Consider the following 26,015-nt stretch of genomic DNA (forward strand, 5'->3'; position numbering starts at 1 on the left):
CGACTGACAATCGATTTCAAACTATTCTGTTCTTAGCATATATTTTGTCTGAATTCTCGACTGATTTATTTATCTTTTGGGAATGATCGATTTCGGTAGAAGGTCCTTTTTATCTAAAACCGCAGTACTCAGTGTAGCTGCACTCTACCCAGCTTCTTTGTCGTCATTTATCAGTAAGCCTGCAAGGCAATTCAAAATCTGTCTAAACCCTGGTGCCATCGGGGTTGAACTATCTCAAAACGCACTTCTTAGAAAGGCAGTCCAGCACGGTTTTGAAGCAATAGTGCCTTTTCCCGATCAGCTAGCAAAGTTTGATAGCAATGAAAGAGCGCGCTTTCGTGATTTGAAGACAGTTAATAAGATTTCATGGGGAACGGCCAACTTACCGATACAATTCCGATCATCTGAAGAGAAATTTCGAGAAGACTTGAAAGGCTTGCCAAAAGCAGCTAAAACACTAGAAGCTTTTGGGGCAAAACGGATGTCAACTTGGATTATGCCCACGCACAACGAGTTAACTTATAGAAGGAATTTCGACCGGCATGCAAGACGTTTAAAAGAGGTCGCGGAAGTGCTCAATGATAGCGGTATTAAGCTAGGACTAGAGTATGTAGGGCCAAAGACATTAATGGCCAGAGACAAATACGCTTTCATTCGTTCTATGGCTGAATTGAGCGAGCTACTTGATGCAATAGATCAAAAGAATGTGGGTTACCAGTTAGATGCATTTCATTGGTTCTGTGCAGGAGAATCTAAAGAAGATGTCTTAAAGTTAAAACCAGATCAGATCATCACTGTAGACCTCAATGATGCAAAAGCAGGTAGAACTGCTGACGAACAGTTGGACTGGGAGAGAGAATTACCAGCAAATAGTGGCGTATTATCGACAAAAGAATTTTTAGAAGCATTAGTAGAAATCGGTTATGATGGACCTGTTAGGGCCGAGCCGTTTAATGCGGAATTAAATAAATTAGAAACTGACCAGGCATTGGAGAAAACCATTGGTGCTATCCGAAATGCCATTTCACAAATAGATTAACTAACACTATGCAAATAATTGAATCATCCAAGACATACGATGTAGTCATAGTAGGCTCAGGAGCAGGTGGCGGAATGGCCACCAAAATACTCTCAGAAGCAGGCTTTGATGTCGCCGTATTAGAAGCTGGACCATTCTTCGACCCGAAACAAGATCAATACAGAAATCAACTCAGGTGGCCTTGGGAATCTCCAAGGAGAGGGGCAAGTTCAGACCGAAGGTCATTCGGTGACTTCGATGCTGCTTACGGTGGATGGAATTTAGAGGGAGAGCCATATACAGAATCTCCCGGAACAAGGTTTGCGTGGTTTAGATCAAGAATGTTAGGTGGAAGAACCAATCACTGGGGTAGAATTTCCCTAAGGTTCGGTCCACTAGATTTCAAGCGTAAAAGCGTGGATGGGTTAGGTGACAACTGGCCGATTGGGTATGATGACGTGAAACCATACTATGACAAGGTAGATAAGCTTATTGGTGTTTTTGGTAGTAAAGAGAATATCAAGAATGAACCGGATGGTTTCTTCTTGCCGCCACCAAAGCCTAGGCTTCATGAGTTATACTATGTAAAAGGAGCAAGAAAAGCAGGTATTCCTGTTATTCCTTCCCGTTTATCTATCCTTACAAAAAGAATTAACAATGAAAGAGGTAGCTGTTTTTATTGTGGACAGTGTAATAGAGCCTGTTCAGCCTATGCTGATTTCTCGGCGGGTACTTGCTTGATCTTTCCAGCTCAGAAAAATGGTGGTAGAATAGAGCTTTTCACCGAAGCCATGGTGAGTGAAGTGACAACTAATAAGGAAGGAAAAGCCACAGGTGTTACTTACATCAATAAAATAGATAGAAAAGCATACCATCTTAAAGCGAAAGTAGTTGTAATGGCTGCCTCAGCGTGTTCAACTGCTAGAATACTTTTGAATTCCAAGAGCTCTGTTCATCAAGATGGACTAGGTAATAGTAGCGGAATGGTGGGGAGATACTTACACGATTCTACAGGAGCCAGTAGGTCAGTTTTTATTCCTGAACTGATGGATCGAAAGGTTTATAACGAAGATGGTGTCGGAGGAATGCACGTTTACACCCCATGGTGGCTAAACGATGCTAAGCTAGATTTCCCTCGAGGTTATCATATAGAAGTATGGGGTGGAATGGGAATGCCTAGTTATGGCTTTGGTTTTAACCCTAACAACCTCAATAAGATTGTCGGTGGTAATATAGGAGGCTATGGCGATTCACTGAGAAAAGACATCAAAAGGTATTATGGTGCCGTAGTAGGTGTTTCAGGCCGTGGAGAAAGTGTTCCGCAGAAAGATAATTATTGTGAAATAGACAATGAGGTAGTCGATCAGTGGGGTATTCCTGTGCTAAAATTCAACTATCAGTGGACTGATAATGAAGTAAAGCAAGCAAAGCACATGCAAGACACCTTTGAAGAGGTTTTAACAGCAACAGGAGGAATTATATTAGGCGATAAGCCAGGAGCTGACAGAAACTACGGACTAACTGCCCCGGGTGAAATTATACACGAAGTAGGAACCACAAGAATGGGTAATGACCCGAGAACATCGGTTACTAATAAGTATAATCAGTTACATGATTGTGACAATGTATTTATTATGGACGCAGGGCCATTCGTATCACAAGCCGATAAAAACCCAACATGGACCATCCTGGCTTTAGCTTGGAGAGCATCCGATTACTTAGTAGATCAAGTCAAAAAACGTAAAATCTAATTATCATGGATAGAAGAGATTCACTTAAAGGATTATTAGTAGGTTCCGTAGCTGGTGGTTTATTAGTAACTGGTTGCGCACCGGGTACCGAAGAAGCCGCTGAAGTAACTGATAAGGCATCATTACCGGGCTATGGAAGAACTGTTCCAGAACAAAAGCACGATGAAGAAGTACTGGCGGAAACGTTCTTAAATGAGCACGAATTAGAAACTATTGCGTCATTATGCGACATTATCCTTCCGGCGACAGTCGAAATAGGTGGTGCAAATGATGCAGAAGTACCCGCTTTCATTGAGTTTATAGTCAAAGATATGCCACGACAGCAATTGCCAATCAGAGGTGGACTGGCTTGGCTTGATAATCATTCTTTTAAGCAGTATAACTTAGAGTTTAAAAAACTCTCCACAGATCAGCAAAAAGCAATAGCCGATACAATAGCTTATCCAGGGAAAACAGCTCCAGAACTAATGGCAGGAGAGCGCTTCTTTACAAGAATGCGAAACCTAATACTGACCGGATATTATACCTCTGAACTAGGAGTGAAGGACTTGGGATACAAAGGGAACAGCCCCAATTATTGGGATGGTGTGCCTCAAGATGTTCTTGATGAGCACGATGTTGATTATGAACCAGAATGGTTGGCAAAGTGTGTGGATCAGACGAAACGCAATGATATTGCTACATGGGATGATGATGGTAATTTGCTAACATGATAAGGGTCTTTCTTTCAGTGCTTGTTTTATTCTCAGTTTGCTCACCAAATGTTGAGCAGGCTGGGACTATAGCAAAAGCAATCACAGTTATTGAATTTCAGAAAGTCATTGCAGAAAATGAGGACATTCAAATCATAGATGTCAGAACTGAACGAGAATTCCAGTCAGGACATTTAGAGAAAGCCGTGCTTATCGATTATTATAAACCCGACTTCAAAAGTCTACTTCAGAAACTAGATAAAAGTAAACCTATAGCTGTTTACTGTGCCGTTGGAGGTAGAAGCTCATCTACCCTGAAAATCTTGAAAGCAATGGGTTTCAAAGAAGCCTATGATATGAAAGGTGGAATAAGAGCATGGCAAAAAGAAAAGCTACCCATCGAGCGCTAAGACCTTAGTTAGATTTCATTCAATGAAATTCTCCAAAGTGCCATAAGATTCCTGATGGATCATGTAGGAAGATTTCACTCCCCCAATCATTCCTTACTATTGAAGAAAGCTTAACACGTTTATACTTATTATGAAGGTCAAGTTTAATAAGTTCTGCCTCATACCTGTCCACGCTATCTACTTCTAGAAATAGCATTGTATTATCAACCCAGTCTTTCACATAAGCATCTTGCAAGTAAAAACCGTAGCCTTCATGCACCTCGAAATAAGACATGTTGTGAGAGATAGGAATTTCCTTAAACCCCAGTTCTTTATAGAATGTACTGGACTCTTTGAAGTCTTTTGCCCCAATAAAGGGTCGAATTGATTTTGCTTTGTGCTCCATAGAGCAATAAGTTAAATTAAAATTTCAAGAAATCATCGATCATCATTGTCTCAATAAAAATCGAATGAAACGGCCTCAACAATATTAGATTTTATGGTTTTAGACCATTCCATTGAACCTCTAAGAAAAATAACCGACCTTTAGCATACCTGACCGGAAGAGTGTTTACTTAGATTTTGGATATGGATTTGGATTTATTGGAAGAATATCTGTTGATAGCCCTAGACGACGACAAAGGAAAGTTTGTCATTGATTCTACGCATCTACACTATGGTTTTGGTGGAGCTATTTTGCTCGAACTCGCCCTGCGCGAAAAAATTGTTGTTGAAGGAGACTACGTTAGGTTAGTAGACAGCGCTTTGGAAAAAGAAGTTGCGCTAAATAAAGTTATCGAACACCTTAAGACTAGTACGGAGCCAATCAAGATTAAAAAGCTGATTGCCAAATTGGCAAAAATGGCCAGTGAATTGAAAGATGACACATTGCAGCGCTTGATGAACAAGGGAATCTTGAAAAAAGAGGAGCATAAAATCCTCTGGATAATTCCGTATAATAAATACCCAACAAGTAATCTTAGTCCTGAAAACAAAGTCCGTGAACGTTTGAAAGGGGTAATGCTCTTGGGAGAAAAATCTGAGGCTAGAGATATTATGCTATTGAGCTTAATCGATATTTCTGATCTTACCAGAGAAGCTTTTAGGGATAAACAGGATTATCTAGCCGTAAAAAAGAAGATTAAAGAAGTGACCCAAGATGTGAAAATCTCAAGTGCTATAAACAAAAGCATTCGTGAAGTACAAGCTGCCATCATGATTGCCATAACCACGACTATGATTGTAACTACCGTGACAACTACGACGAATTAGTCTCTTGACTACTGAGAAATAAAAAGGGCCTTATATCTAAATGGTATAAGGCCTTTTTTGTGTTTTTTCGTTATTTATAGTCTTCTTCATAAATCACCAATACATCTATTTCTCTCGTTTCCTTTTTCATTTTGATTCCCATTTTTTTGATGGCATCATGAAATGATTGAGGATTTTCAGGGTCATAAGAGAAATCAAAAACAAATAGTCCATCAATACCAGTTTCATTGACTACTGGTTTTCCCAGAGTACCATGATCTTCCAAGTATTTAGTAAAGTCATCCAGCGATGAGCTATTGGATATAAACCTATCTCCGCGAGAATTAAGATTTTTAACGTCAGATCCAGCTTTTTCCAGAGGAAAGGGGATAGAGTCAATTTTAGAAACAACAATTACTTCCATTTCCTTCTTCTCAGTTTTAGCCTTTATATCTAAAGTAGAAAGTAGTTTTTCTTGGAAAATTTCGTTTAACCTACCGGCGTCTTCGGGAGCAACCAGAATATCCAAATTGTATCGGTTGTCAGTATTTTCCCAGTCCACTTTCGCCTCATCTAATTTCAGCACTAATCGAAAAGAACTCATATCAAAGGCCTGACGATACATACCTGTAATCGTGGTATTATGCATAGAAATGCGTCCCCCGGCTTTATTGTATTTAGTGAATCCAGGGATGTTTGGGTTGTAAGGCTGAATATCAAACGATTCTATCGCGTCAGGGTCTAGGTTAAAATAGTCAGCGCTATAATCAAAAGCAGTGTTATCAACCTTCAGTGGCAAGTCTATTTTCTCCTTATTAATGACGTCTTTGATAACCTCCTTATCAATATTTGAAGGGTTAGTAATCGCTAGTACAGTGCCGTCTACATCTATTAACACAGAATGAGGAATCATCCTATATGGGAAATAATCACTCATTTTATGCTCTCTATCTCGGGCATACATAAAACTATATGGTCTCTTTGCCGCGAACCGCTCTAACCTTACCTCATCCTCAGTACTGACGGCAAGGACTAGTAAATCATCTTTAAACTCCTTTTGTAGAGAATCTAAGTGAGGCATGTTCACAATACACGATCCACACCATGTAGCCCAGAAATCAATTAGAATCACTTTCTTTTTGGGTAGACCATTTGTAGTTTTTCCATTTTTAGGTCCAATCAAATCAACTTCAAGTTCTTCCAGGTGGTTTATATTATCGCCAACCGTAAGTGCTTGGCCTCTGAGTAAACCTGAAACGAGAATAAGTGCGAGAATAATTATGGCTTTAAGTTTCATATCGTTCTTTTTTTAACAAACCTAGCGTATAGCCTTTTTCGGGGTGTTAAACTGAGACTTAACTATTGTAAATGTTTGTTAATGGATTATTGGGAGCGAAAAAAGCCACATATATTCGATTATGATTAAGAAGCAATCGGTAACCATTCCATTGACTATTTTCTCTTTAATGTGTATGCTCGCTATTCAGGCATACTTTTTAAGGGCAGATTTTTTTAACAATAAAACTGGATTTGCCAATGATGTAAATGCCTCATTAGAATTAATAATAGGGGATGTGCAAGAAGACAGAGAGGAGCGTAAGCATCAGCTGCACAAAATCGATTTGCTGGACACCAACTATTTTAAAATTGAATATGTTTTCAACAATGGAGTAAATCCAACAGTCAGTCTGATTGAGGCTGCTACCAATAATAGATTAATGAAGTATAATTTCATTACAACTTATGATCCAGATACCCTGACAAAAGAGTTTCTATTTAATAAAGCCTTCGGTAATAATGGCCGATTAAAAAACAGCCAAAGGGTATACATGAGTATCACTGAAGCAGTTGATAACCGTTTTAATTTATATGAGGATACATTATCTGTTAATAAGAAAATGCTTGATAGTCTGTTAGTTAAAAACTTCAAAACCTATCAAATTCAAGCCAATCATGAGTTAGTTTTTATACCCAAAGAGGGTTCATATACACTAGAAGATAGTCAGGCGTTTATCTCCGACTTTTTCATAATCAATGATAAAGGGGCTGAAAAACAAGTAGGGGTATTAATTCCTGAACCCTTTTGGAACATTGTCCAAAGATCAACAGCCGTGATTATTGCTTCTGTTTTTGCAGTTGTATTGGTTGTATTTAGTTTCTGGTTCTTAACCAATGTGATTAAAAAACAACGCCTCTTGGCCCAAACAAAAGACGATTTTATCGATAATGTGACCCATGAACTCTTAACACCGATTTCAACTTTACATGTGAGTCTGGAGAGCCTCGATCGGTACCATGTTCTTGATAATAAAGAGAAAGCCAGAGACTATTTGAAAATATCTAAAATGGAGCTGAATAGAATCTCTGGATTGTTGCAAAATGTGCTTCAAGTTAGTTTACATAGTCCGGGCTTAATTAGCCTGAGCATGACAGAGGTAAGCCTGAAAGAAATTGTACATGACACAATCGATTATTATAAAGTCAAATCAAAAGAAGATATTGACTTTAAGATTGTGCCATTTAAAGATGTGAAAGTAAAAGCAGACCTTTATCGTTTGAACAATGTGTTCTACAATTTGGTCGATAATGCCTTAAAGTATTGTCGCAGAAGTCCGAAAGAGATACAATTTAGTGTCGAAATTGGCGATAAAGTGGTTGTTAATATTCAAGATAACGGCATTGGAATCCAACAAGAAGATCGAAAGAAGATATTTGATAAATTCCATCGCGTAAGTCAAAATGGAGTACATAATGTTAAAGGGATGGGTATTGGTCTTTATCAATCAAAAACGATCATGAACAAAATGGGAGGTGACCTGCGGTTGAAGAGTTCGTCGGAATCAGGCTCTATTTTTTCAATACATTTAAAACCATGTTAAGCTCCATTTATGTCTAAAGTTTTATTGGTAGAAGATGAACTTTCATTAGCCATGCTAGTGAAAGATAACTTGGAAGAACAAGGGTATAAAGTGACCCATGTTTCGGATGGTCAAGCCGCGATAGAAAGATTTAATCAAGAAACTCCTGATCTGATTATTCTCGATGTAATGATGCCAAAAGTTAACGGCTATGATGTGGCAAAGGCCATTAGAACCACCAATAAAAACGTGCCGATCATTTTTCTTACCGCCAAAGTACAAGTCAAAGATGTTATCGAGGGTTTTGAGTCAGGGGGCAACGATTATCTCCGTAAACCTTTCAGTATTCAAGAGTTACTCATCCGTATGAAAGTGATGTTAAGCGATACTCGATTGCTAGCCGATGAAACCCAACCTGAAGACAAGGTTTTTTATTTAGGAAGCTTCATATTCGATAGTAGAAAGTTCACGCTTGAGCTTGCTGATGATATTAGAAACCTTACCGCAAAAGAATCACATCTGTTGCAAGCGCTCTGCATGCAGCAAAATCAGACCGTTACCAAAGAGTCATTGTTATTGGCCGTTTGGGGAGACGATTCTTTCTTCAATTCTCGTAGTCTCGATGTATTTATCTCTAGACTGAGGAAATACCTTAAAGAAGAACCAAAACTTCAAATTCTTAATATTAGGGGAGTTGGCTACAAGTTTATTGTAGACTAATCCAGATAAATCCACCATTGAAATCGATTGTAATGGAAGCTTAAAGGTGTAAACTAAATATATTTAAGTAATTGAATTTCAGTAAGATGTGTTTTTTAGTTCCAGCTAAGAGATTGTACCATTATCAAAACTTTATTAACTGAAGCAAGCGCTAGTCGATAAGTTTATTTATTGAATATCCACAGCATGGAATTGAATAGATATAGCAAACGACTAACCCAAGACCCGACACAACCTGCTTCGCAGGCTATGCTCTATGGCATTGGGCTCACTGAAGCTGACATGAAAAAAGCACAAGTGGGTATCGTTAGTACGGGCTACGAAGGCAATACCTGTAACATGCATTTGAATGATCTTGCCAAAGAAGTAAAGCAAGGCGTTTTAGCATCTGACTTAGTCGGACTGATTTATAATACCATTGGAGTAAGCGATGGTATTTCAAATGGAACAGAAGGGATGCGATACTCCTTAGTATCGCGAGAGATCATTGCTGATTCTATTGAAGCCGTAGCAGGAGCCCATTACTACGATGGATTGGTAACGGTAGTTGGCTGCGACAAGAATATGCCAGGCGCACTGATGGCCATGGGGAGACTCAATAGACCCTCTCTAATGGTTTATGGTGGTACCATTGCCTCAGGATGCTATAAAGGAAAAAAACTGAACATTGTTTCCTCTTTCGAAGCCTTAGGCGAAAAGTTTGCTGGCAATATATCCGATGAGGATTATCAAGGAATTATAAAGAACTCTTGCCCAGGGGCAGGCGCATGCGGTGGCATGTATACCGCGAATACGATGTCCTCAGCCATAGAAGCCTTAGGGATGTCTTTGCCCTATAGTTCATCAAATCCTGCAATAAGTAAGGATAAAGGAGAAGAATGCGCAAGAGTAGGCAAAGCCATCAGAAACCTGCTTGAACTGGATTTAAAGCCAAGAGATATTCTAACGAAGAAGTCGTTTGAGAATGCGATCAGGCTGATTATCGTACTCGGCGGCTCTACTAACGCCGTAATGCACCTAATCGCTATCGCCAAAAGCGTAGATATTGATTTAAGCCTTAAGGACTTCCAAGCACTTTCCGATACCACACCTTTTCTAGCCGATTTAAAACCAAGCGGTCAATACCTAATGGAAGACTTGCACGAAGCAGGTGGAGTACCGGCTGTTATGCGTTTTATGCTAGATCACGGAATGCTATATGGTGATTGTATGACGGTGACGGGAAAAACAATAGCAGAGAACCTTTCGACGGTAGCGCCAATAAGTGAGGAAAGTGAATTATTGAAGCCCTTAGATCAACCGATAAAGACTACAGGTCATTTACAGATGCTCTTCGGGAATTTGGCTGCAAAAGGCTCGGTAGCCAAGATTACTGGAAAGGAAGGCGAAAAATTTGAAGGAACTGCCATTGTATTTGACAATGAGTTTTCCGCAATAAAAGGAATTGGAGATGGAACGGTAAAACCCGGTCATGTAATAGTGATTCGTTACGAAGGGCCTAAAGGTGCACCAGGTATGCCGGAAATGCTTAAACCAACAGCAGCTATAATGGGCGCAGGTTTAGGGAAATCTGTCGCGCTGATAACAGATGGCCGTTTTTCAGGAGGAAGTCACGGATTTGTAGTGGGGCATGTAACGCCAGAAGCACAAGATGGTGGAGTAATCGCATTAGTAGAAAACGACGACCCCATCATAATCGACGCTATCGATAATAAGATAACATTGGAAGTAAGCGATGAAGTGATTGAAATGAGACGAGCACTTTGGAAAAGCCCTGCCTTGAAGGTAAAGGCGGGCGTTTTAAAAAAGTATGCAAAAACGGTGTCTTCAGCATCTGAAGGCTGTGTAACTGATAACTAAAGGTGAAATGGAATCAGTCTTGACCAAGTCAATAGCAACAAAAGAAAGAACCTCAGGCGCAAAAGCACTGATAAAATCGCTCATAGCCGAGAATGTAGATCTAGTTTTCGGATATCCTGGAGGGGCCATTATGCCGGTTTACGATGCACTATACGACTTTCAAGAAGAAGTACATCATGTTTTGACACGACATGAACAAGGCGCCATTCATGCAGCCCAAGGTTTTGCTAGAGTAACAGGTAAGGTTGGTGTTGTATTAGCTACATCTGGTCCTGGAGCCACAAATCTTATCACAGGAATTGCCGACGCCATGGTTGATTCAACACCATTGGTTTGTATTACCGGCCAGGTTGGCTCTCAGCTTTTGGGTTCAGATGCCTTTCAAGAAACGGATATCATTAGTATATCTATGCCCGTCACTAAATGGAATTGTCAAGTGACTAAGGCAGAAGAGCTTCCAGAAGCCATAGCCAAGGCATTTTACATTGCAAAATCAGGTAGACCGGGTCCAGTATTAATTGACATCACAAAAGATGCTCAATTCCAAGATTTTGATTTTCAATACAGCCATTGCCAATCTATAAGAAGTTATAAACCAGTGCCCGCTATCAATTTAAATCAAGTTAAAGCTGCGGCAGAATTGATTAATCAAGCACAGAAGCCATTCGTTTTGTTTGGTCAAGGTGTTATTCTTGGGAATGCAGAGCAAGAGTTCAAAAAATTTATAGAAAAAACTGGTATACCTGCCGCATGGACAATTTTAGGGCTTTCCGCCTTACCGACAGATCACCCTTTGAATGTAGGTATGTTGGGAATGCATGGTAATTATGGACCTAATAAGCTCACCAATGAATGCGATGTACTGATTGCCATAGGCATGCGTTTTGATGATCGCGTGACAGGGAATCTTGAAAAATATGCTAAACAAGCTCGAATCATCCATTTAGATATAGATCCAGCCGAAATAAATAAGAATGTAAAAGTAGAAATCCCAGTACTCGGCGACTGTAAACAAACATTGGAAGAACTTACAAAACAAGTAAGACTCAATAGTCATAGAGAATGGTTAGAAGGATTTAGAAACCTAAATGCCATAGAAGACGAAAGTGTTGTTAAAAATGAAATTAGCCCACAAGAAGGCCCTTTGAAGATGGGCGAAGTGGTCGAGCAAATCAATAAAATTACCAAAGGAAATGCCGTTTTGGTGACAGACGTAGGCCAACATCAAATGATGGCCTGTCGATATACCAAATTCAATCAGTCGAAAAGTAATATTACTTCTGGTGGATTAGGAACAATGGGTTTCTGTTTACCGGCCGCCATTGGCGCTAAACTGGGTAACCCTACACGTGAAGTTGTGGCAATAATAGGAGATGGTGGCTTTCAGATGACTATTCAGGAATTAGGGACAGTTTTTCAAACCCAAGCCGCAGTTAAGATTGTTATACTGAACAATAATTTCTTGGGGATGGTAAGACAGTGGCAGCAATTGTTCTTCGACAAAAGATACTCAAGTACTGAACTGCTTAACCCAGACTTCATCAAAATAGCCGAAGGCTATGGAATAAAAGGAAGTACTGTAGAACAGCGTGAAGATTTAGTAGGTGCTATTGAAGCAATGTTCGATCATGAGGGTAGCTACTTACTTGAAGTAAAGGTAGGTAAAGAAGACAATGTTTTTCCAATGGTTCCTTCAGGTGCATCAGTTTCAGATATAAGGCTTTCATAAAATGGTGCAGTCTTTTACCATATCGATTTTCTCAGAAAATAGCATAGGCTTATTGCACCGAATTACTTCAGTGTTCACAAAAAGGCATTTGAGTATTGAGAGTTTAAATACCTCAGAATCAGAAGAGGAAAGTGTTTTTAGGTTTACAGTAGTTGTAAAAGCCGAAGAAGAACTGGTTCAAAAAATTGTAAAGCAGATTGAAAAGCAAGTCGAAGTAATCCAAGCAGTTTATCACCTCGATGAAGAGACAGTTTTTCAAGAAATAGCCCTTTACAAACTATCAACAGAAAAAGCATCAGAAAATAATTTAGTAGAAAGACTTATTCGTGATTCTCATGCACGTATTCTGTCTATGGAGCCAGAATATATGATTATAGAGAAAACAGGGCATAAGGAAGAAACACAAGAGTTACTAGAATTCTTAAGACCTCTTGGACTTAAAGAATTTGTAAGGTCGGGCAGAGTATCTGTTATCCGGCCAAAAATTGAATTACAGAAAGAACAATAACCTTTTAATTAGAATATTATGGCTTTAATCAACTTTGGTGGAGTAGAAGAAAATGTCGTCACGAGAGATGAATTTCCACTAGCAAAAGCACAAGAAGTATTGGCAAATGAAACCGTAGCCATCATAGGCTATGGAGTTCAAGGGCCTGGACAGTCTTTAAATTTACAAGACAATGGAATTAGAGTAATTGTAGGTCAGCGACAAGAGTCCAAGACATGGGATAAAGCAATAGCAGACGGTTGGGAGCCAGGCGTAAGCCTTTTTCCAATTGAGGAAGCACTTGAGAAAGCCTCAATCATCTGTTATTTACTCTCAGATGCTGCGCAAATCCAACTATGGCCTTTAGTGAAAAAACATTTAACGCCAGGTAAGATGCTCTATTTCTCTCACGGTTTTGGAGTTGCCTACTCAGAGAAAACCGGGATTATACCACCTGCTGACGTAGATGTAGCACTAGTGGCACCAAAAGGATCTGGTACAAGCTTAAGAAGGCTATTTTTAGAAGGAAAAGGGTTAAACTCTTCATTTGCCATCCATCAAGACGCCACAGGAAAAGCCAAGGATAGAATTATATCATTAGGTATTGGTGTTGGTTCAGGATATCTATTTGAAACAACTTTTATAAAAGAAGTAACCTCAGATTTAACTGGTGAACGCGGAACACTTATGGGAGCTATTCAAGGGCTGTTTATGGCACAATATGAAGTTTTAAGAGCCAATGGACATTCTCCATCAGAAGCATTTAATGAAACAGTTGAGGAAGCTACACAGTCCTTATATCCACTAGTAGCAGAAAATGGTATGGACTGGATGTATGCAAACTGTTCTACAACAGCCCAGCGCGGAGCCTTAGATTGGAAGGATAAATTCCAAGCAGCAACAAAGCCAGTTTTCGAAGAACTATACGCATCGGTACTGGCAGGAACCGAAGCACAAAGAAGTATAGACTCTAATTCACAAACAGATTATCGTGAAAAGCTTCAGGAAGAATTGAATGAATTACACAATTCTGAAATGTGGCGAGCGGGTAAAGCAGTAAGAGCCCTGAGGCCAGAAAATGCACCTGAAACAAAGGAAAAGGAACTTGTCTAACTCTTAAGCCAAGTATTGAGGGGCTCATATTCCTTAATATTTGGCTTTGTTTTTTCTTATCGGAGCGCTTTAAACTTCTCCTTCACTACGTCTTTAACAGGTCTGCTTTCAATTCTACTTTGGAGATAAGATAGAATGTCCAAATAAAGGAACGGCCTACGCTCATAAAGGTCCTCATTAAATTTTTCAAGCCTACTGTGGAGCTGTATAAACTCACTTTTAAGCTCATTGGGCTTTATTTTTCCTGTCTTTCTAAGAAACTGAATGATTTCTCGTTGAACAGCTTGCTGATCATTCATTCTACCGATGAATTGAAAAGTTGATTTGATCTGATATTCTAGTTGAAAATCTTGACCATCCTCAAAATGTGCGATAAGGTTTAGGATTCTTGCAAAACAGTGAATGTCTTCCCTCAGTTTCACATCCTTGAAATATATGATCTGATTTAAATAGAAAATTGTTTTCCTGTAGTTGTCGTTTCCAAAGTAGAGCGATGCAAATTTGTAATAGAACATGAGTACCCGTTCAGGGTCAATCTTACCTTCATATAACTTCAGTTTCTCCAAGATTTCTGGGATTAGGTCAATACCCTTTTCGAATTGACCTTCCATGAAGTACTTATTAATTTTTGAAATGTATAAGAACTTGAAAATCAGTATTTCAGAGTTTAAATCTTTTACAATTGATTTATCCTTGCCAAGCGCTTCTACTTCGGCTAAAACTTCACAGAATTGTGTATAATATTGTAACTGAAACAGTGCAGCTAGCAGGTTTCTATACCCCTTGATAAACAGCACTGGTTGCTTCTTAGCCATGGACTCATCGGCCTTAAAAAGCGCTACCCAAGCTTTGGCGTGCTTATAGGCATTAGGAAAGTTTTGTGTGATTTTATTGAACCAAACATGGGCCTGATGATAATAGAGTTTCTCGTAAAAGGAGAGGCCTTTCAAATCTACGGCGGGTAAGTTTTGATTGAAATAAAATCTTACCTCTTCGAATTCATCCTTTGTTTTAGCATAACCATTTTTTAGGAAAAGACTGTAAAGGTTTAGCGAGAGGTTAGATAATTCATGAGCCGAGTTAACCCTTTTTGCCGTTGTATTTACTTCTATGGTTAATTCTTCAGCCCGATTTTCAATACTCCTAGTTATATATTCAGACTCGATTAATTTTTCGAATTCTAAAACTTCTAGCGCGATGGTAAAATGCTTCGTTTCTTGAGCAGTTATTTTGGTTTTACCCAACATCTTAAGCGCCTGCTTATAAAAGCCTTTGTTATATAAGACTTTCGCATGGTCCATGTTTTCACGAAGTTGGATGTCGATATTTTGACCGATATGATAGTGTCTTAAACTCGCTAAAATTTGTTTGTATAGGTGAGCCTTTTGGTTTGAAAACTGGCTCTTTTTAATGCTCGAAACCCTCTTTAAAATTTTTTGATCATCGTAAAATTTAATGCCATCCATAGCATCAAACAGTTTGACGAACTTAAGATCATCCGAATTTCCACTCCTTTTCACGAACAAACGAAAGTGTCTTTTCTCCGTCTGATTCAGAGATTTTATCAATTCAAATAGAGGATCGCTTTTAGTGTTTGCCATTGTAAAGTGAGACTACATAAATGTCTGAATATTAGTGATTTGTAAATTGAAAAGCCCGTTTTTGAAATAGTATAAGAAACAAGTTCTCACATGGTATCAATCCAAGGCCAGTTTAAATTCAATTAATCTGTAAAAAGCGATAATAGAAATTCTGAAGACTGATCAAATAAACGATGTCAAATCAAAAAATACAAATCTTCGACACCACGCTCAGAGATGGCGAGCAAGTGCCAGGATGTAAGTTGAATACCAAGGAGAAGGTAGAAGTGGCTAAGCGACTTGAAGCCTTAGGAGTAGATGTGATTGAAGCGGGTTTCCCAATCTCCAGTCCCGGAGATTTTGAATCTGTAGAAGCCATATCCTCAGTTGTGAAAAACGCAGTGGTTTGCGGGCTAAGTCGAGCCGTGGAAAAGGATATTATTACCGCCGCTGATTCGCTCAAAAATGCGATCCGACCACGAATTCATACTGGTATTGGTACTTCAGAATCCCACATTAGATTTAAACTAAATTCTACCCCTGAAAAGATTGTAGAAAGGGCGGTTTTGGCTGTTAGTTTAGCGAAACGATATGTAGAAGATGTAGAATTTTATGCTGAAGACGCTGGCCGAACGGATAATGAGTTTTTAGCCTACATCTGTGAGAAAGCCATTCAAGCAGGCGCAACTGTACTAAATATTCCCGATACGACCGGCTACTGCCTGCCTGAGGAATATGGCGCTAAAATTAAGTACCTAAAAGAAAATGTAAAAGGCGTTCATAATGTGACCTTATCCACCCACTGCCACAACGACTTGGGTATGGCGACAGCTAACTCAATTGCTGGCGTGATAAATGGTGCGACTCAAATTGAATGTACTATAAACGGAATTGGAGAAAGAGCAGGAAATACCGCTTTAGAAGAGGTTGTGATGGTTTTAAAACAACATCCACTATTGAATAAAACCACTGGGGTCGACTCGAAACAGCTCAATGCCATTTCTAGGTACGTATCTGATACCATGCGTGTTCCTGTGCAGCCAAATAAAGCCATTGTAGGGGCAAATGCCTTTGCTCATTCATCCGGAATTCATCAAGATGGTGTGATTAAGAAGCGTGAAACTTATGAAATTATAGACCCGAAAGAAGTCGGTGTAGATCATTCTTCTATTGTATTGACTGCAAGAAGCGGTAGAGCAGCATTAGCTTATCGAATGAAAAATATAGGATATGAGTTGACAAGAGATGAATTAGATATTGTCTACAAGAGCTTTCTAGAAACGGCAGATGCCAAAAAGGAAGTCTTGGATGATGATCTTCATCAAATTGCTGCCAATAGACATAAAGTAGCCGTTTAATTATGGGAAAGACATTATTTGACAAAGTTTGGGATGCCCATGTGGTAAAAAGCCTAGCAGGTGATACCGATGTTTTATACATAGATAGACATCTTATACACGAAGTAACCAGTCCACAAGCCTTTACTGAGCTAGAAAAACGAGGCCTATCGCTTTTCAGGAAAGAGAAGATGGTGGCCACGCCTGATCATAATATTCCAACCAAAGACCAACACTTACCGATCAAAGAGGCTTTATCTAAACATCAGGTAGATACCCTTTTAGCCAACTGTAAAAAGCATAATGTTGAACTATATGGCCTAGGACACCCATTTCAAGGTATTGTTCACGTTATCGGTCCAGAACTAGGCATAACCTTGCCTGGAAGAACGATGGTCTGTGGTGATAGTCATACATCGACCCATGGAGCTTTTGGAGCTATTGCCTTTGGTATTGGAACAAGCCAAGTCGCACAAGTGATGGCAAGCCAATGTTTACTTCAGACTAAGCCTAAAACCATGCGAATTGCTGTAGACGGTGAATTAAACAAAGGCGTTTTAGCGAAAGATATTATTCTATATATCATTTCGCAGCTGACTGCAGCAGGAGGAACAGGGTACTTTATTGAGTATGCCGGTTCAACCATTCAAAACCTTACCATGGAGGCACGAATGACCATTTGCAATATGAGTATTGAAATGGGTGCTCGGGGGGGAATGATCGCTCCAGACCAAACCACATTTGACTACATAGAAGGAAAAGAGTTTGCCCCAAAACGAGACGCCTATGACGAAGCCGTCAAGTACTGGAAAACACTCCATACCGATTCAGATGCGAGTTTTGATAAAGAATATCACTTCGATGCTACGGATATAGAACCAATGATTACATATGGTACTAACCCAGGAATGGGTATAAAAATCACTAAGCAAGTACCTCAACATGTAGGTGGTGGTAGTCAAGACAGTTTTAAAAAGTCTTTAGACTATATGGGTTTCAAACCCGGTGAATCACTTTTGGGTAAACCTATCAATCATGTTTTTATAGGAAGTTGTACCAATTCTAGAATTGAAGATTTGAGAATCGTGGCAGATTACGTGAAAGGAAGAAGAAAGGCCGACAATGTATCGGCTATGATAGTTCCAGGGTCGAAACAGGTAGAAAAGCAAGCCATCGCAGAAGGGCTTGATCAAGTACTGCTAGCAGCAGGGTTTGAATTAAGAGAACCGGGCTGCTCAGCCTGTTTAGGCATGAATGAGGACAAAGTTCCTACTGGCGAGTATTGCGTATCAACATCCAACAGAAATTTTGAAGGCAGGCAAGGTCCAGGAGCTAGAACACTTTTGGCTAGTCCTTTAGTGGCAGCAGTTACAGCTGTTGAGGGTAAAATCGTAGATATCACAAAGTATTTGAATTAAGATGAAGAAGTTCGAAAAGGTAATATCAACAGGAGTGCCTTTGGCCATAGAAGATATAGATACCGATCAGATTATACCTGCAAGGTTCTTAAAGGCAACATCTAGAGAAGGCTTTGGCGATAATCTGTTTCGTGATTGGCGATACAACCCTGACAATTCTCCAAAAGCTGATTTTATACTAAATAACCCCACTTTTACAGGTCAGGTTTTAGTAGCTGGTAGAAATTTTGGATGCGGATCGTCAAGAGAACACGCTGCCTGGTCTTTGTTTGATTATGGTTTTAAAGTGATTGTTTCGAGCTTTTTTGCTGATATTTTTAAAGGCAATGCTCTCAATAACGGTCTTTTGCCAGTTCAAGTCAGTGATAAGTTTTTAAAGGAAATGTTGGAAACGATTCAAGCTGATCCAACCACTCAAATAAGTATAGACTTAGTAAGACAAGCAATAAGTTTTAAAGAGCACTCAGAATCATTTGAAGTAAATCCCTATAAAAAGGAATGCCTAATTAATGGCTATGACGATATAGACTATTTGGTGAATATGAAGGCTGAAATTGAAGCTTATGAAACTTCGTCGGTAGTCATCTGATTGAATTAAACTAGAAAATTAAATACACAGTAAACTCAAGTTCTTATAACATGGGAGTAAACAAAAAGATAGGTATGCTACCTGGAGATGGAATTGGTCCAGAAGTAGTTACCGAAGCTCGAAAAGTACTAGATGCTATTGCCGAAAGGTTTGGTCATACTTTCGAATACGCTTATGGAGATGTAGGTGCGGTAGCAATTGATAATTCTGGAGAGCCTTTACCCGACACGACTTTAAGGGTTTGTGAACAGTCAGATGCTTTTCTCTTTGGGGCCATTGGGCATCCCAAATACGACAATGACCCATCTGCTAAGGTAAGACCTGAACAAGGCTTGCTTAAGCTCAGAAAGAGCCTTGGCCTCTATGCAAACATTCGACCCGTAACTGCATATGATAGTTTGGTACACATGTCACCTTTAAAAACCGAAAGGATTCTAGGTGTAGACATGGTGGTTTATCGAGAACTCACAGGTGGAATCTACTTTGGTGAAAAAGGAAGAACCGAAAATGGAGCCTTCGATCATTGTATTTATTCTGATTTTGAAATTGATCGTATCGCCCACTTGGCTTTTCAAGCGGCTAAAAATAGATCAAAAAGAGTCACACTAGTCGATAAAGCTAATGTTTTGGAAACCTCAAGACTTTGGCGAGAAAGGGTTAATGAGATAGCAAAGGAGTATCCAGAAGTAACTTTGGATTGTATGTTTGTTGATAACGCGGCTATGCAAATGATTCAAAACCCGAAGCATTTTGATGTAATTCTAACTGAAAACATGTTTGGTGATATTATTTCTGATGAGGCAAGTGTAATTGGCGGGTCGCTAGGACTTTTGCCATCTGCTTCAGTTGGTGATAAAACGGCCATGTTCGAACCAATTCATGGTTCTTATCCACAAGCCGCTGGAAAAAATATTGCAAACCCATTGGCGACTATACTTTCGGCGGCCATGATGCTAGATCATTTAGGTTTAGTGAATGAAGCGATTGAAGTAAGAAATGCTGTTAACGCATCGCTAAGAATAGGAATGGTGACAGAAGACTTAGCCAAAGAAGAAGGTTATGGAACTGATAGAGTAGGCGATTTTATAGCGAGTTGTATAGCCGATGGTGAAGAATCTTGTGCTCAAGGAAACATAAAATTAGGGTTAAGTACTATTATTTAGTACTCAGTTATTGTGTTTATATTATAAAGCTCCGATTCATCGGAGCTTTTTTTGAACCTTTGCATAGAACTATCGTTTGGCGTACCATGTTTAAATATCTGATACCATTATTTTTCTTAGCATTGACTTTTCAAGCCTTTTCGCAGTCTGAAGCCTATGCATCGGATAAAGCGAAAAAATTGGCCGTAAAGTCTCCTTTTGAAAAAATTTGGGACGAAGAGTTACCTGCTGAAGTTGTTTATAAGGACAGCGAAATCATCGCTTTTGTACCGCTAAGACGGCAAACTCCAGTTCATTTTTTAATTGTACCTAAGAAACGTATCCCCACCATTGCCGATTTGGAAGATGCAGATATTCACTTGATTGGTAAAATGTATAAAGTGGCTCGCGACTTAGCCAAAGAGTATAATATCGCCGAAACTGGTTATCGTTTGTCGATGAATACGAACGAAGACTCAGGACAATCAGTATTCCATATACATTTACATCTGTTAGGAGGAATGAAGGTGGGGCCTATGGTAACTCAAACATATGTAGACCCTCGGAAGAAAAAAGAAGACAAATAATTCTGCTCATATCAAAGACTTTTTAATTTTGAGGCTTTAGCAGAAACCAAATCATTATGGGAAGAGCATTCGAATTTAGGAAGGGTAGAAAAATGAAACGATGGGGCATGATGTCTCGCGTTTTTCCAAAACTAGGTAAGGCCATTACCATGGCTGCTAAAGAGGGTGGCCCTGATCCGGATATGAATGCCGCATTACGTACAGCCATTCAGAATGCGAAAGCTCAAAATATGCCCAAAGATAATATCGATGGGGCCATCAAAAGAGCAACTAGTAAAGATGTAGAGGCTTATGTAGAAATGAACTATGAAGGCAAAGGGCCACATGGTGTCTTGGTTTTTGTAGAATGCGCTACTGACAACCAAAACAGGACTGTCGCTAATGTGAGGTCATATTTCAATAAAGCAGAGGGAGCCTTGGTACCTACAGGTTCATTGGAGTATATGTTTACCCGAAAAGCTGTTTTTGAGTTCGATAAAACCGATGAAATGGATTTAGAAGAACTTGAGTTTGAATTGATTGATGCTGGTTTGGAAGAAATCGAAGAAGACGTCGAAGAGAACGAAAATGGTGAGGAAATCAATACGGTTTCAGTATATGGTGACTATACTAATTTTGGATCACTTCAAGGTGCACTAGAAGGCCTTTCTATTGATGTTAAAAGTGCTAATCTAAAACGCTTTCCAACCACCCCTGTAGAGTATTCCGATGAGCAATTGGAAGAAATAGAGAAAATGCTCGATAAGCTTGAAGATGATGACGATGTTCAGGCGGTATATACCAACATTGGGTAGTTGAAGTCTGAAATCTACTAGAAATTGGCTTGCTAAGTTTGAGAAATAGGTGGTAAATTCACTTCCTACAAAAACTCAACATCATGCTTAATTTTTCAAAGACTACCAGTAGGGTAGCAATACTAATTTTCTCCATTTTTACTGTTTGTTCGGCTGAAATTATTGCTCAGGATACCAAAAAGACGCTCCAAGTGAGTGACTACGAGCAGTGGGAAAATCTTGGTTTTAGAAGTACTTTTTCACCAGATGGTAATTGGTTCTTTTACGACATCAGAAGGAATAATAAGGTAAATGAAATTAGACTACATAATCTCAAGTCGAATTCAGTAAAAATTCTCTCAGAAGGTACAAGGGCTCAGTTTTCCTCGGATAACCAATGGTTAGGTTACTTTGAAAACCCATCAGCCAAAGCCCAAGAAAAGAGTAAATCGCCACTTAAAAGTACTTTTAAGCTTCTGAATTTAGCTCAGCCTGATAGTATGGAGGTAAAGGATGTAAATGCCTTCAGCTTTAACGATGATTCACGTTTCCTTGCAATGAAACGCGTCAAAACCAAAGAAAAGAAAAGCAAGGGTAGTGACTTGGTCATAAGGAACTTAGCCACCGGTCAAGAGTTTAGTTTCGGTAATGTAGCTCAATACAGCTGGAAAGATGAAAGTAGTTTACTGGCTATGGTGATCGACGCTGATGGTCAGGCCGGAAATGGTGTTCAATTATTCGACCCTACAACAGGAAGTTTAAGTGTATTAGATAGTAAGGAAGCTGAATACAGCGGCTTGCGCTGGAGAGAAGACAGCGATGACCTGGTAGTTTTTAGAGATTTTGAAGATGATGACTACAAAGAAGCAAGTCAGCATATTCTAGTTTGGAAAAAAGTAAGTTCAAAAAAGAGAAATGTCTACGTCTTTAATCAAACGGATTTTGAGGATTTTCCGGTGCATCATAAGGTGATAACCTCTAGATCTTTAACATGGTCGGATAATGGTGAGTATTTGTTCTTTGCCATTAAAGCTTGGGAGCAAAAATCTGAGAATAAAGAGGATACAGATGAAGAGAAAACGTCATTCCAAGACTTTACGGATGAGGCGCCCGCACTACAGATTTGGCATAGTAAGGACGTAAAAGTAATCCCAGAACAGAAATTATCCGCTGCTAGAAGAAGAGACAATCAATTTATGTCTGTTTGGCATATCGAAAAGGAAAAGTTCGTTCAATTGGAAGATGAACTAGTTGAAAGCTTGCGATTACAAACCAATCAACCAATTCTTTTGGGAGTAGATGCTACCCCTTATGAGAAGGATGCAATGTTTGGTCGTGGTAGTTCTGATACTTATGCCATTGATATAGCGACGGGCACTAAGACCAAAGTGCTTACTGATATTAGCACCATTGGTTCAATAGGCCCTAATGGTAAATACTTTCCTTATGTGAAGGGCGATGACTATTATATATATGATTTAAACCAAAAGACACACCTACGTTTAACAAATGGTGATGCCATTTTTTTAAACTATGACGATGATCACCCAACACCAAGAAAAAGGTCTTATGGAGTCATAGCATGGGAGAAAAGTGGGAATTCTTTCTTTGTCAATTCAAAATATGATGTTTGGCAGCTTGCTGTGAATGGTAAAAATAATAGGAGAATAACTGATGGAAAAGCCCAAGAAATAAGACATCGATTCAGCTATATAGACTTTGAAGATTATATCGATCAGAAATCGGCTATGTACCTAAGCACGTTCGGTTACAAGTCTAAGAAATCTGGTTATGCTAGAATAGTACCCGGAAAAGCTGTACAACAACTGATTTGGGAAGATGCTAGGGTTAGTCGTTTAAATAAAGCAGAAGAAGCTGAGGTTTATGCTTACAGTACTGAAACCTTTAGTGATTCACCGGACTTTTTTGTCACGTCTTCAACTTTTAAAGATGCAAAGCAGGTGTCAGAGACAAACCCATTCCAAAAAGATTTTGCTTGGGGTAAATCTGAGATTGTAGAGTATACGAATGCCAATGGTAAAAAACTTCAAGGTGCTCTTTTTTACCCTGCCAATTACGAGCCGGGGAAAAAGTACCCAATGATCACCTATATCTATGAGCTGTTGTCCGATGGTATTCATTCGTACAGCGCCCCATCACAGACCAATTACTATAGCCATACGGTGTTTACACAAAATGGCTATTTCGTTTTAAGACCAGATATTGTTTTTGATGCTGGAGACCCTGGTATTTCTTCAGTAAGAACAATGGAAGCAGCAGTAAAAGCAGTTGTTGAAAAAGGGCTAATAGATGAAAAAAGAGTTGGACTAGTCGGCCATTCATGGGGAGGATATCAGGCAGGATATGCTGTAACGCAAACTGATATTTTTGCAGCAAGTGTAGCAGGGGCAGGTTTGACTAATCTTACGAGTATGGCTGGTATGATCGCTTGGGCTTTTGGCGGTGCACCAGAAAACGAACATTTCGAGGTAAGTCAAGAACGAATGGTGGTTCCAATTTTTGAAGATGTGGAGGGCTATGTTAGAAACTCATCGGTTTTTAATGTTGAGAAACTCAATACGCCACTACTTTTTGAAGTGGGAGATAACGATCAGAATGTAGATTGGCGACAGGGTATAGAATATTATAATGCTGCAAGGCGTGCTAGAAAACAATTCGTGCTCCTTGTTTACGCCAATGAGGGACATGGTTTAAGGGCTGAAAAGAATAGTTCAGATTATCAATACCGTATTTTGAAATGGTTTGGTCATTATTTGAAAGGCGAAGAGGCTGAATCTTGGATCAGCCAAGGAATTCCTTATGAAGATCAAATGAAGTCTTTGAAAGACTGGAAAAAGTGAGTTAAAAAACACGTTTATTAGAGGCTTTCGAGCCTCTAATTTTTATAAACTCAGTGAAATAATCAGTAGTAACACCTTCACGACCTTCGACCAACAGCATGTGGTGCTTAAATGGTGAACCTTTTTTATTTAGGGAATAAACTTTAACTGACGCATCATCATTGGATTCCAATAAACCTGGTAGGTTCATCGAAGAAATGGCTGTCGACTGATAATTGTTGTTTTTATCAGCATAAAAGCTGTTTTCGTAGAAAATGGGAATACTAAGTATTTCATCTTTTTTCAATGCTCCACTCTCAATTGATTCTTTTATGAAGCTACTCGACTGATTACCAACATTATTTTTCCATATATGGAAAGCACCCCATTTACCGTAGAAGTTTCCGATCGGGTTCTTGTTCATGACGAATTGCAAATTCTTGGCAAGTTGTTTTTCTCGTTTGACCAAGTAAGCTTCAGGTTGCTGGTGGAGGTCATACCGCATAATCATGTTCTCTAAGATTAACAATACCTCATTGTAATGTATGCCAAACGCCCTTCTATAACTATCCACTAAGTTTTCTTTTCGTAAATCTTCAAGAAAGTACTTGCAGAAACTGTTCACGTCACGATAGTTGTTGTTTTGAAGGCTTATTAAGCTGACTAAAGCCTGTTGTATTGATTTGTCATAATATTGAAGATCATCGAATAGAAAACCTTTAATGGAAAGAATCCCAGTACTAAAATGTTGTTCTAAATCGATTCCTACATATTTAATCTTGGCATAGGATGGTAAACTCTGGTTAAAAGCTCTTAGCGCTTGAAGGCGTTCATAATTTTCTTGAGTGCCACTAAATGTTCCTGTTAGTGACTGAAATATTGACTTGAGTAATTGTTCGTCACCAGTTTGTAAATATTCATTGATGAGCAAACCCATGCCATAACCACTTTCTCCTAAATAATACCTGACGCCATGCTTATAGTAAAGATACTTAAATAGCTCCATGTCCAGCTTTTCGTTAGTTTGACTGCCATGAACTTCTCCTAATAGGATGAGTCTTTTTCTAGTAAAATTACTGTCCAAAGGAGAGAAGTCAGTAGGCTTGTTGCCATCTATAGAAATAGGAAAATTATTTTGATCTAGATAAGCAAGCAATTCAGAATTATCTACCGAAGTCTTAACCTTCCCTTGATTACACCCCGAAAAAGACAAGAGTAATATTAAAAGTAGAAACTTATAAAAGGGATCTAATTGATTCAAATAGATGGTTTTTAGAATTCTTTACTGATCAAAAATAAAGCCAATATAAGCGTTGAATTCATTTTTGGCATCATTTTGGAAATGTAGTTATACATCAACCAAAAAAGGAGGTCAACATGAAAAAAGGTTTACTCATAGTATCAGTCTTAGTTTTATTATCAAGCTGCGACTTAACAATAATTGAAATACCATTCGACAACAGAGACAATTTTGTCGGTCGATTTGAAGCTGAAGAATACAGTGAAACTTATGATCAATTGTCGTTTTTCGACATGAGAATTGTTAGAGATTCAGATGACTACGGCAATGCTATTTACATTCGAAACTTTTATGCGCAAGGCATTGAGGTCTATGCTGAAGTAAATGGAAGAAGAATTACAATTCCTCGACAAGCCATTGACGGGTATGTCATCGAAGGAACTGGAAGATTAGAAAATGGAGAAATCTATCTGACTTATGCGGTCGACGATACTTTCTCAGCAAACAATAGAACGGACTTTTGTAACACTGTACTATTTAGAAGATAAATTGTTGTTTTGAGTTTTGATCCAGGGGCCGCTAGGAGTAGTGGCCCTTTTTTATTTAACCGCTCACAAAAGTGACTTCTTTTCACTAAATAC

The 26,015-nt window shown here is 39.1% G+C and carries 23 protein-coding genes; 19 read left to right on the forward strand and 4 right to left on the reverse strand.

Features of this window, described 5'->3' with window-relative positions; genetic code table 11:
- The first annotated feature begins 82 nt into the window (after positions 1-82).
- Genes JXQ92_RS18075 through JXQ92_RS18090 form a run of 4 tightly spaced genes read left to right on the forward strand, consistent with a single transcriptional unit; the run spans position 83 to position 3,871 of the window.
- A complete protein-coding gene (locus JXQ92_RS18075) occupies positions 83-1,039 on the forward strand; it encodes a sugar phosphate isomerase/epimerase family protein (protein WP_421988048.1) in 957 nt (318 codons plus the stop codon).
- An 8-nt stretch (positions 1,040-1,047) separates the two neighbouring features.
- Positions 1,048-2,769 carry a GMC family oxidoreductase gene (locus JXQ92_RS18080; protein WP_421988049.1) on the forward strand — a complete coding sequence of 574 codons (1,722 nt, stop codon included), beginning with the start codon at positions 1,048-1,050 and terminating at the stop codon, positions 2,767-2,769.
- 5 nt (positions 2,770-2,774) lie between these two features.
- Positions 2,775-3,482 (forward strand): gluconate 2-dehydrogenase subunit 3 family protein, encoded by a 708-nt coding sequence (locus JXQ92_RS18085; RefSeq protein ID WP_421988050.1) that lies wholly within the window; start codon positions 2,775-2,777, stop codon positions 3,480-3,482.
- Positions 3,479-3,871, forward strand: coding sequence for a rhodanese-like domain-containing protein (locus tag JXQ92_RS18090; protein ID WP_421988051.1), 393 nt, complete (start codon positions 3,479-3,481; stop codon positions 3,869-3,871). The genes JXQ92_RS18085 and JXQ92_RS18090 overlap by 4 nt, the downstream gene beginning before the upstream one ends.
- Before the next feature lie 19 nt (positions 3,872-3,890).
- On the opposite strand, the gene JXQ92_RS18095 is transcribed toward JXQ92_RS18090, so the two are convergent.
- Entirely contained in the window at positions 3,891-4,256 is a 366-nt protein-coding gene (locus tag JXQ92_RS18095; protein WP_421988052.1) for a glyoxalase, read from the reverse strand.
- 182 nt (positions 4,257-4,438) lie between these two features.
- On the opposite strand from JXQ92_RS18095, the gene JXQ92_RS18100 reads away from it, so the two are divergent.
- On the forward strand, positions 4,439-5,122 hold the full coding sequence (locus JXQ92_RS18100; protein ID WP_421988053.1) for a GOLPH3/VPS74 family protein: 684 nt from the start codon (positions 4,439-4,441) through the stop codon (positions 5,120-5,122).
- 70 nt (positions 5,123-5,192) lie between these two features.
- Here the strand turns inward: JXQ92_RS18100 and JXQ92_RS18105 are convergent, their stop codons facing one another.
- The gene (locus tag JXQ92_RS18105) at positions 5,193-6,398 is read right to left on the reverse strand and encodes a redoxin domain-containing protein (protein ID WP_421988054.1); all 1,206 of its coding nucleotides are present in this window, start codon (positions 6,396-6,398) and stop codon (positions 5,193-5,195) included.
- Between the two features lie 121 nt (positions 6,399-6,519).
- Here JXQ92_RS18105 and JXQ92_RS18110 point away from each other — a divergent pair, with 121 nt between their 5' ends.
- The 6 genes from JXQ92_RS18110 (at position 6,520) to ilvC (ending at position 13,868) form a co-directional block, all read left to right on the forward strand.
- Positions 6,520-7,980 carry a sensor histidine kinase gene (locus tag JXQ92_RS18110; protein ID WP_421988055.1) on the forward strand — a complete coding sequence of 487 codons (1,461 nt, stop codon included), beginning with the start codon at positions 6,520-6,522 and terminating at the stop codon, positions 7,978-7,980.
- Between the two features lie 9 nt (positions 7,981-7,989).
- Positions 7,990-8,679: a response regulator transcription factor gene (locus JXQ92_RS18115; protein ID WP_421988056.1), complete on the forward strand. Its 690-nt coding sequence runs from the start codon at positions 7,990-7,992 to the stop codon at positions 8,677-8,679.
- Positions 8,680-8,865: 186 nt separating this feature from the next.
- The gene (ilvD, locus tag JXQ92_RS18120; protein ID WP_421988057.1) at positions 8,866-10,539 is read left to right on the forward strand and encodes a dihydroxy-acid dehydratase; all 1,674 of its coding nucleotides are present in this window, start codon (positions 8,866-8,868) and stop codon (positions 10,537-10,539) included.
- A gap of 7 nt (positions 10,540-10,546) precedes the next feature.
- On the forward strand, positions 10,547-12,268 hold the full coding sequence (gene ilvB, locus JXQ92_RS18125; RefSeq protein WP_421988058.1) for a biosynthetic-type acetolactate synthase large subunit: 1,722 nt from the start codon (positions 10,547-10,549) through the stop codon (positions 12,266-12,268).
- Between the two features lies 1 nt (position 12,269).
- On the forward strand, positions 12,270-12,776 hold the full coding sequence (ilvN, locus tag JXQ92_RS18130) for an acetolactate synthase small subunit (protein WP_421988059.1): 507 nt from the start codon (positions 12,270-12,272) through the stop codon (positions 12,774-12,776).
- A gap of 18 nt (positions 12,777-12,794) precedes the next feature.
- Positions 12,795-13,868, forward strand: coding sequence for a ketol-acid reductoisomerase (ilvC, locus tag JXQ92_RS18135; protein WP_421988060.1), 1,074 nt, complete (start codon positions 12,795-12,797; stop codon positions 13,866-13,868).
- A 56-nt stretch (positions 13,869-13,924) separates the two neighbouring features.
- Here the strand turns inward: ilvC and JXQ92_RS18140 are convergent, their stop codons facing one another.
- Positions 13,925-15,469, reverse strand: coding sequence for a hypothetical protein (locus JXQ92_RS18140; protein ID WP_421988061.1), 1,545 nt, complete (start codon positions 15,467-15,469; stop codon positions 13,925-13,927).
- Between the two features lie 173 nt (positions 15,470-15,642).
- On the opposite strand from JXQ92_RS18140, the gene JXQ92_RS18145 reads away from it, so the two are divergent.
- The 7 genes from JXQ92_RS18145 to JXQ92_RS18175 all read left to right on the forward strand — a co-directional run bounded on the left by JXQ92_RS18145 (position 15,643) and on the right by JXQ92_RS18175 (position 24,155).
- Complete coding sequence (locus tag JXQ92_RS18145; protein WP_421988062.1) at positions 15,643-16,806, forward strand: 2-isopropylmalate synthase; 1,164 nt, start codon at positions 15,643-15,645, stop codon at positions 16,804-16,806.
- Between the two features lie 2 nt (positions 16,807-16,808).
- The gene (leuC, locus tag JXQ92_RS18150) at positions 16,809-18,203 is read left to right on the forward strand and encodes a 3-isopropylmalate dehydratase large subunit (protein ID WP_421988063.1); all 1,395 of its coding nucleotides are present in this window, start codon (positions 16,809-16,811) and stop codon (positions 18,201-18,203) included.
- A gap of 1 nt (position 18,204) precedes the next feature.
- On the forward strand, positions 18,205-18,792 hold the full coding sequence (gene leuD / locus JXQ92_RS18155) for a 3-isopropylmalate dehydratase small subunit (protein ID WP_421988064.1): 588 nt from the start codon (positions 18,205-18,207) through the stop codon (positions 18,790-18,792).
- Between the two features lie 50 nt (positions 18,793-18,842).
- Positions 18,843-19,955 (forward strand): 3-isopropylmalate dehydrogenase, encoded by a 1,113-nt coding sequence (leuB, locus tag JXQ92_RS18160; protein ID WP_421988065.1) that lies wholly within the window; start codon positions 18,843-18,845, stop codon positions 19,953-19,955.
- A gap of 59 nt (positions 19,956-20,014) precedes the next feature.
- Complete coding sequence (locus JXQ92_RS18165; protein ID WP_421988066.1) at positions 20,015-20,521, forward strand: histidine triad nucleotide-binding protein; 507 nt, start codon at positions 20,015-20,017, stop codon at positions 20,519-20,521.
- A gap of 56 nt (positions 20,522-20,577) precedes the next feature.
- Positions 20,578-21,315, forward strand: a complete 738-nt coding sequence (locus tag JXQ92_RS18170) for a YebC/PmpR family DNA-binding transcriptional regulator (RefSeq protein WP_421988067.1) — start codon at positions 20,578-20,580, stop codon at positions 21,313-21,315.
- Between the two features lie 83 nt (positions 21,316-21,398).
- A complete protein-coding gene (locus JXQ92_RS18175) occupies positions 21,399-24,155 on the forward strand; it encodes a prolyl oligopeptidase family serine peptidase (protein ID WP_421988068.1) in 2,757 nt (918 codons plus the stop codon).
- Position 24,156: 1 nt separating this feature from the next.
- Here the strand turns inward: JXQ92_RS18175 and JXQ92_RS18180 are convergent, their stop codons facing one another.
- Entirely contained in the window at positions 24,157-25,395 is a 1,239-nt protein-coding gene (locus tag JXQ92_RS18180; RefSeq protein WP_421988069.1) for a hypothetical protein, read from the reverse strand.
- A 116-nt stretch (positions 25,396-25,511) separates the two neighbouring features.
- Between JXQ92_RS18180 and JXQ92_RS18185 the strand changes: the two genes are divergently transcribed.
- Positions 25,512-25,922 (forward strand): hypothetical protein, encoded by a 411-nt coding sequence (locus JXQ92_RS18185; protein ID WP_421988070.1) that lies wholly within the window; start codon positions 25,512-25,514, stop codon positions 25,920-25,922.
- Positions 25,923-26,015: the final 93 nt, after the last annotated feature.

It is taken from the genome of Roseivirga sp. (assembly GCF_049099775.1).
In the GTDB taxonomy this organism is placed as follows: Bacteria; Bacteroidota; Bacteroidia; order Cytophagales; family Cyclobacteriaceae; genus Roseivirga.

Bases quoted from the DNA above. Each gene is read 5' to 3' on its own strand.
- JXQ92_RS18140 (WP_421988061.1), bottom strand. From the start codon at position 15,469: ATGGCAAACACTAAAAGCGATCCTCTATTTGAATTGATAAAATCTCTG.
- JXQ92_RS18110 (WP_421988055.1), top strand. From the start codon at position 6,520: ATGATTAAGAAGCAATCGGTAACCATTCCATTGACTATTTTCTCTTTA.
- ilvC (WP_421988060.1), top strand. From the start codon at position 12,795: ATGGCTTTAATCAACTTTGGTGGAGTAGAAGAAAATGTCGTCACGAGA.
- JXQ92_RS18175 (WP_421988068.1), top strand. From the start codon at position 21,399: ATGCTTAATTTTTCAAAGACTACCAGTAGGGTAGCAATACTAATTTTC.
- JXQ92_RS18075 (WP_421988048.1), top strand. From the start codon at position 83: ATGATCGATTTCGGTAGAAGGTCCTTTTTATCTAAAACCGCAGTACTC.
- JXQ92_RS18105 (WP_421988054.1), bottom strand. From the start codon at position 6,398: ATGAAACTTAAAGCCATAATTATTCTCGCACTTATTCTCGTTTCAGGT.
- ilvB (WP_421988058.1), top strand. From the start codon at position 10,547: ATGGAATCAGTCTTGACCAAGTCAATAGCAACAAAAGAAAGAACCTCA.
- JXQ92_RS18090 (WP_421988051.1), top strand. From the start codon at position 3,479: ATGATAAGGGTCTTTCTTTCAGTGCTTGTTTTATTCTCAGTTTGCTCA.
- JXQ92_RS18100 (WP_421988053.1), top strand. From the start codon at position 4,439: ATGGATTTGGATTTATTGGAAGAATATCTGTTGATAGCCCTAGACGAC.
- JXQ92_RS18085 (WP_421988050.1), top strand. From the start codon at position 2,775: ATGGATAGAAGAGATTCACTTAAAGGATTATTAGTAGGTTCCGTAGCT.
- leuC (WP_421988063.1), top strand. From the start codon at position 16,809: ATGGGAAAGACATTATTTGACAAAGTTTGGGATGCCCATGTGGTAAAA.
- ilvN (WP_421988059.1), top strand. From the start codon at position 12,270: ATGGTGCAGTCTTTTACCATATCGATTTTCTCAGAAAATAGCATAGGC.
- JXQ92_RS18145 (WP_421988062.1), top strand. From the start codon at position 15,643: ATGTCAAATCAAAAAATACAAATCTTCGACACCACGCTCAGAGATGGC.
- JXQ92_RS18185 (WP_421988070.1), top strand. From the start codon at position 25,512: ATGAAAAAAGGTTTACTCATAGTATCAGTCTTAGTTTTATTATCAAGC.
- JXQ92_RS18080 (WP_421988049.1), top strand. From the start codon at position 1,048: ATGCAAATAATTGAATCATCCAAGACATACGATGTAGTCATAGTAGGC.
- JXQ92_RS18115 (WP_421988056.1), top strand. From the start codon at position 7,990: ATGTCTAAAGTTTTATTGGTAGAAGATGAACTTTCATTAGCCATGCTA.
- leuB (WP_421988065.1), top strand. From the start codon at position 18,843: ATGGGAGTAAACAAAAAGATAGGTATGCTACCTGGAGATGGAATTGGT.
- JXQ92_RS18095 (WP_421988052.1), bottom strand. From the start codon at position 4,256: ATGGAGCACAAAGCAAAATCAATTCGACCCTTTATTGGGGCAAAAGAC.
- leuD (WP_421988064.1), top strand. From the start codon at position 18,205: ATGAAGAAGTTCGAAAAGGTAATATCAACAGGAGTGCCTTTGGCCATA.
- JXQ92_RS18170 (WP_421988067.1), top strand. From the start codon at position 20,578: ATGGGAAGAGCATTCGAATTTAGGAAGGGTAGAAAAATGAAACGATGG.
- ilvD (WP_421988057.1), top strand. From the start codon at position 8,866: ATGGAATTGAATAGATATAGCAAACGACTAACCCAAGACCCGACACAA.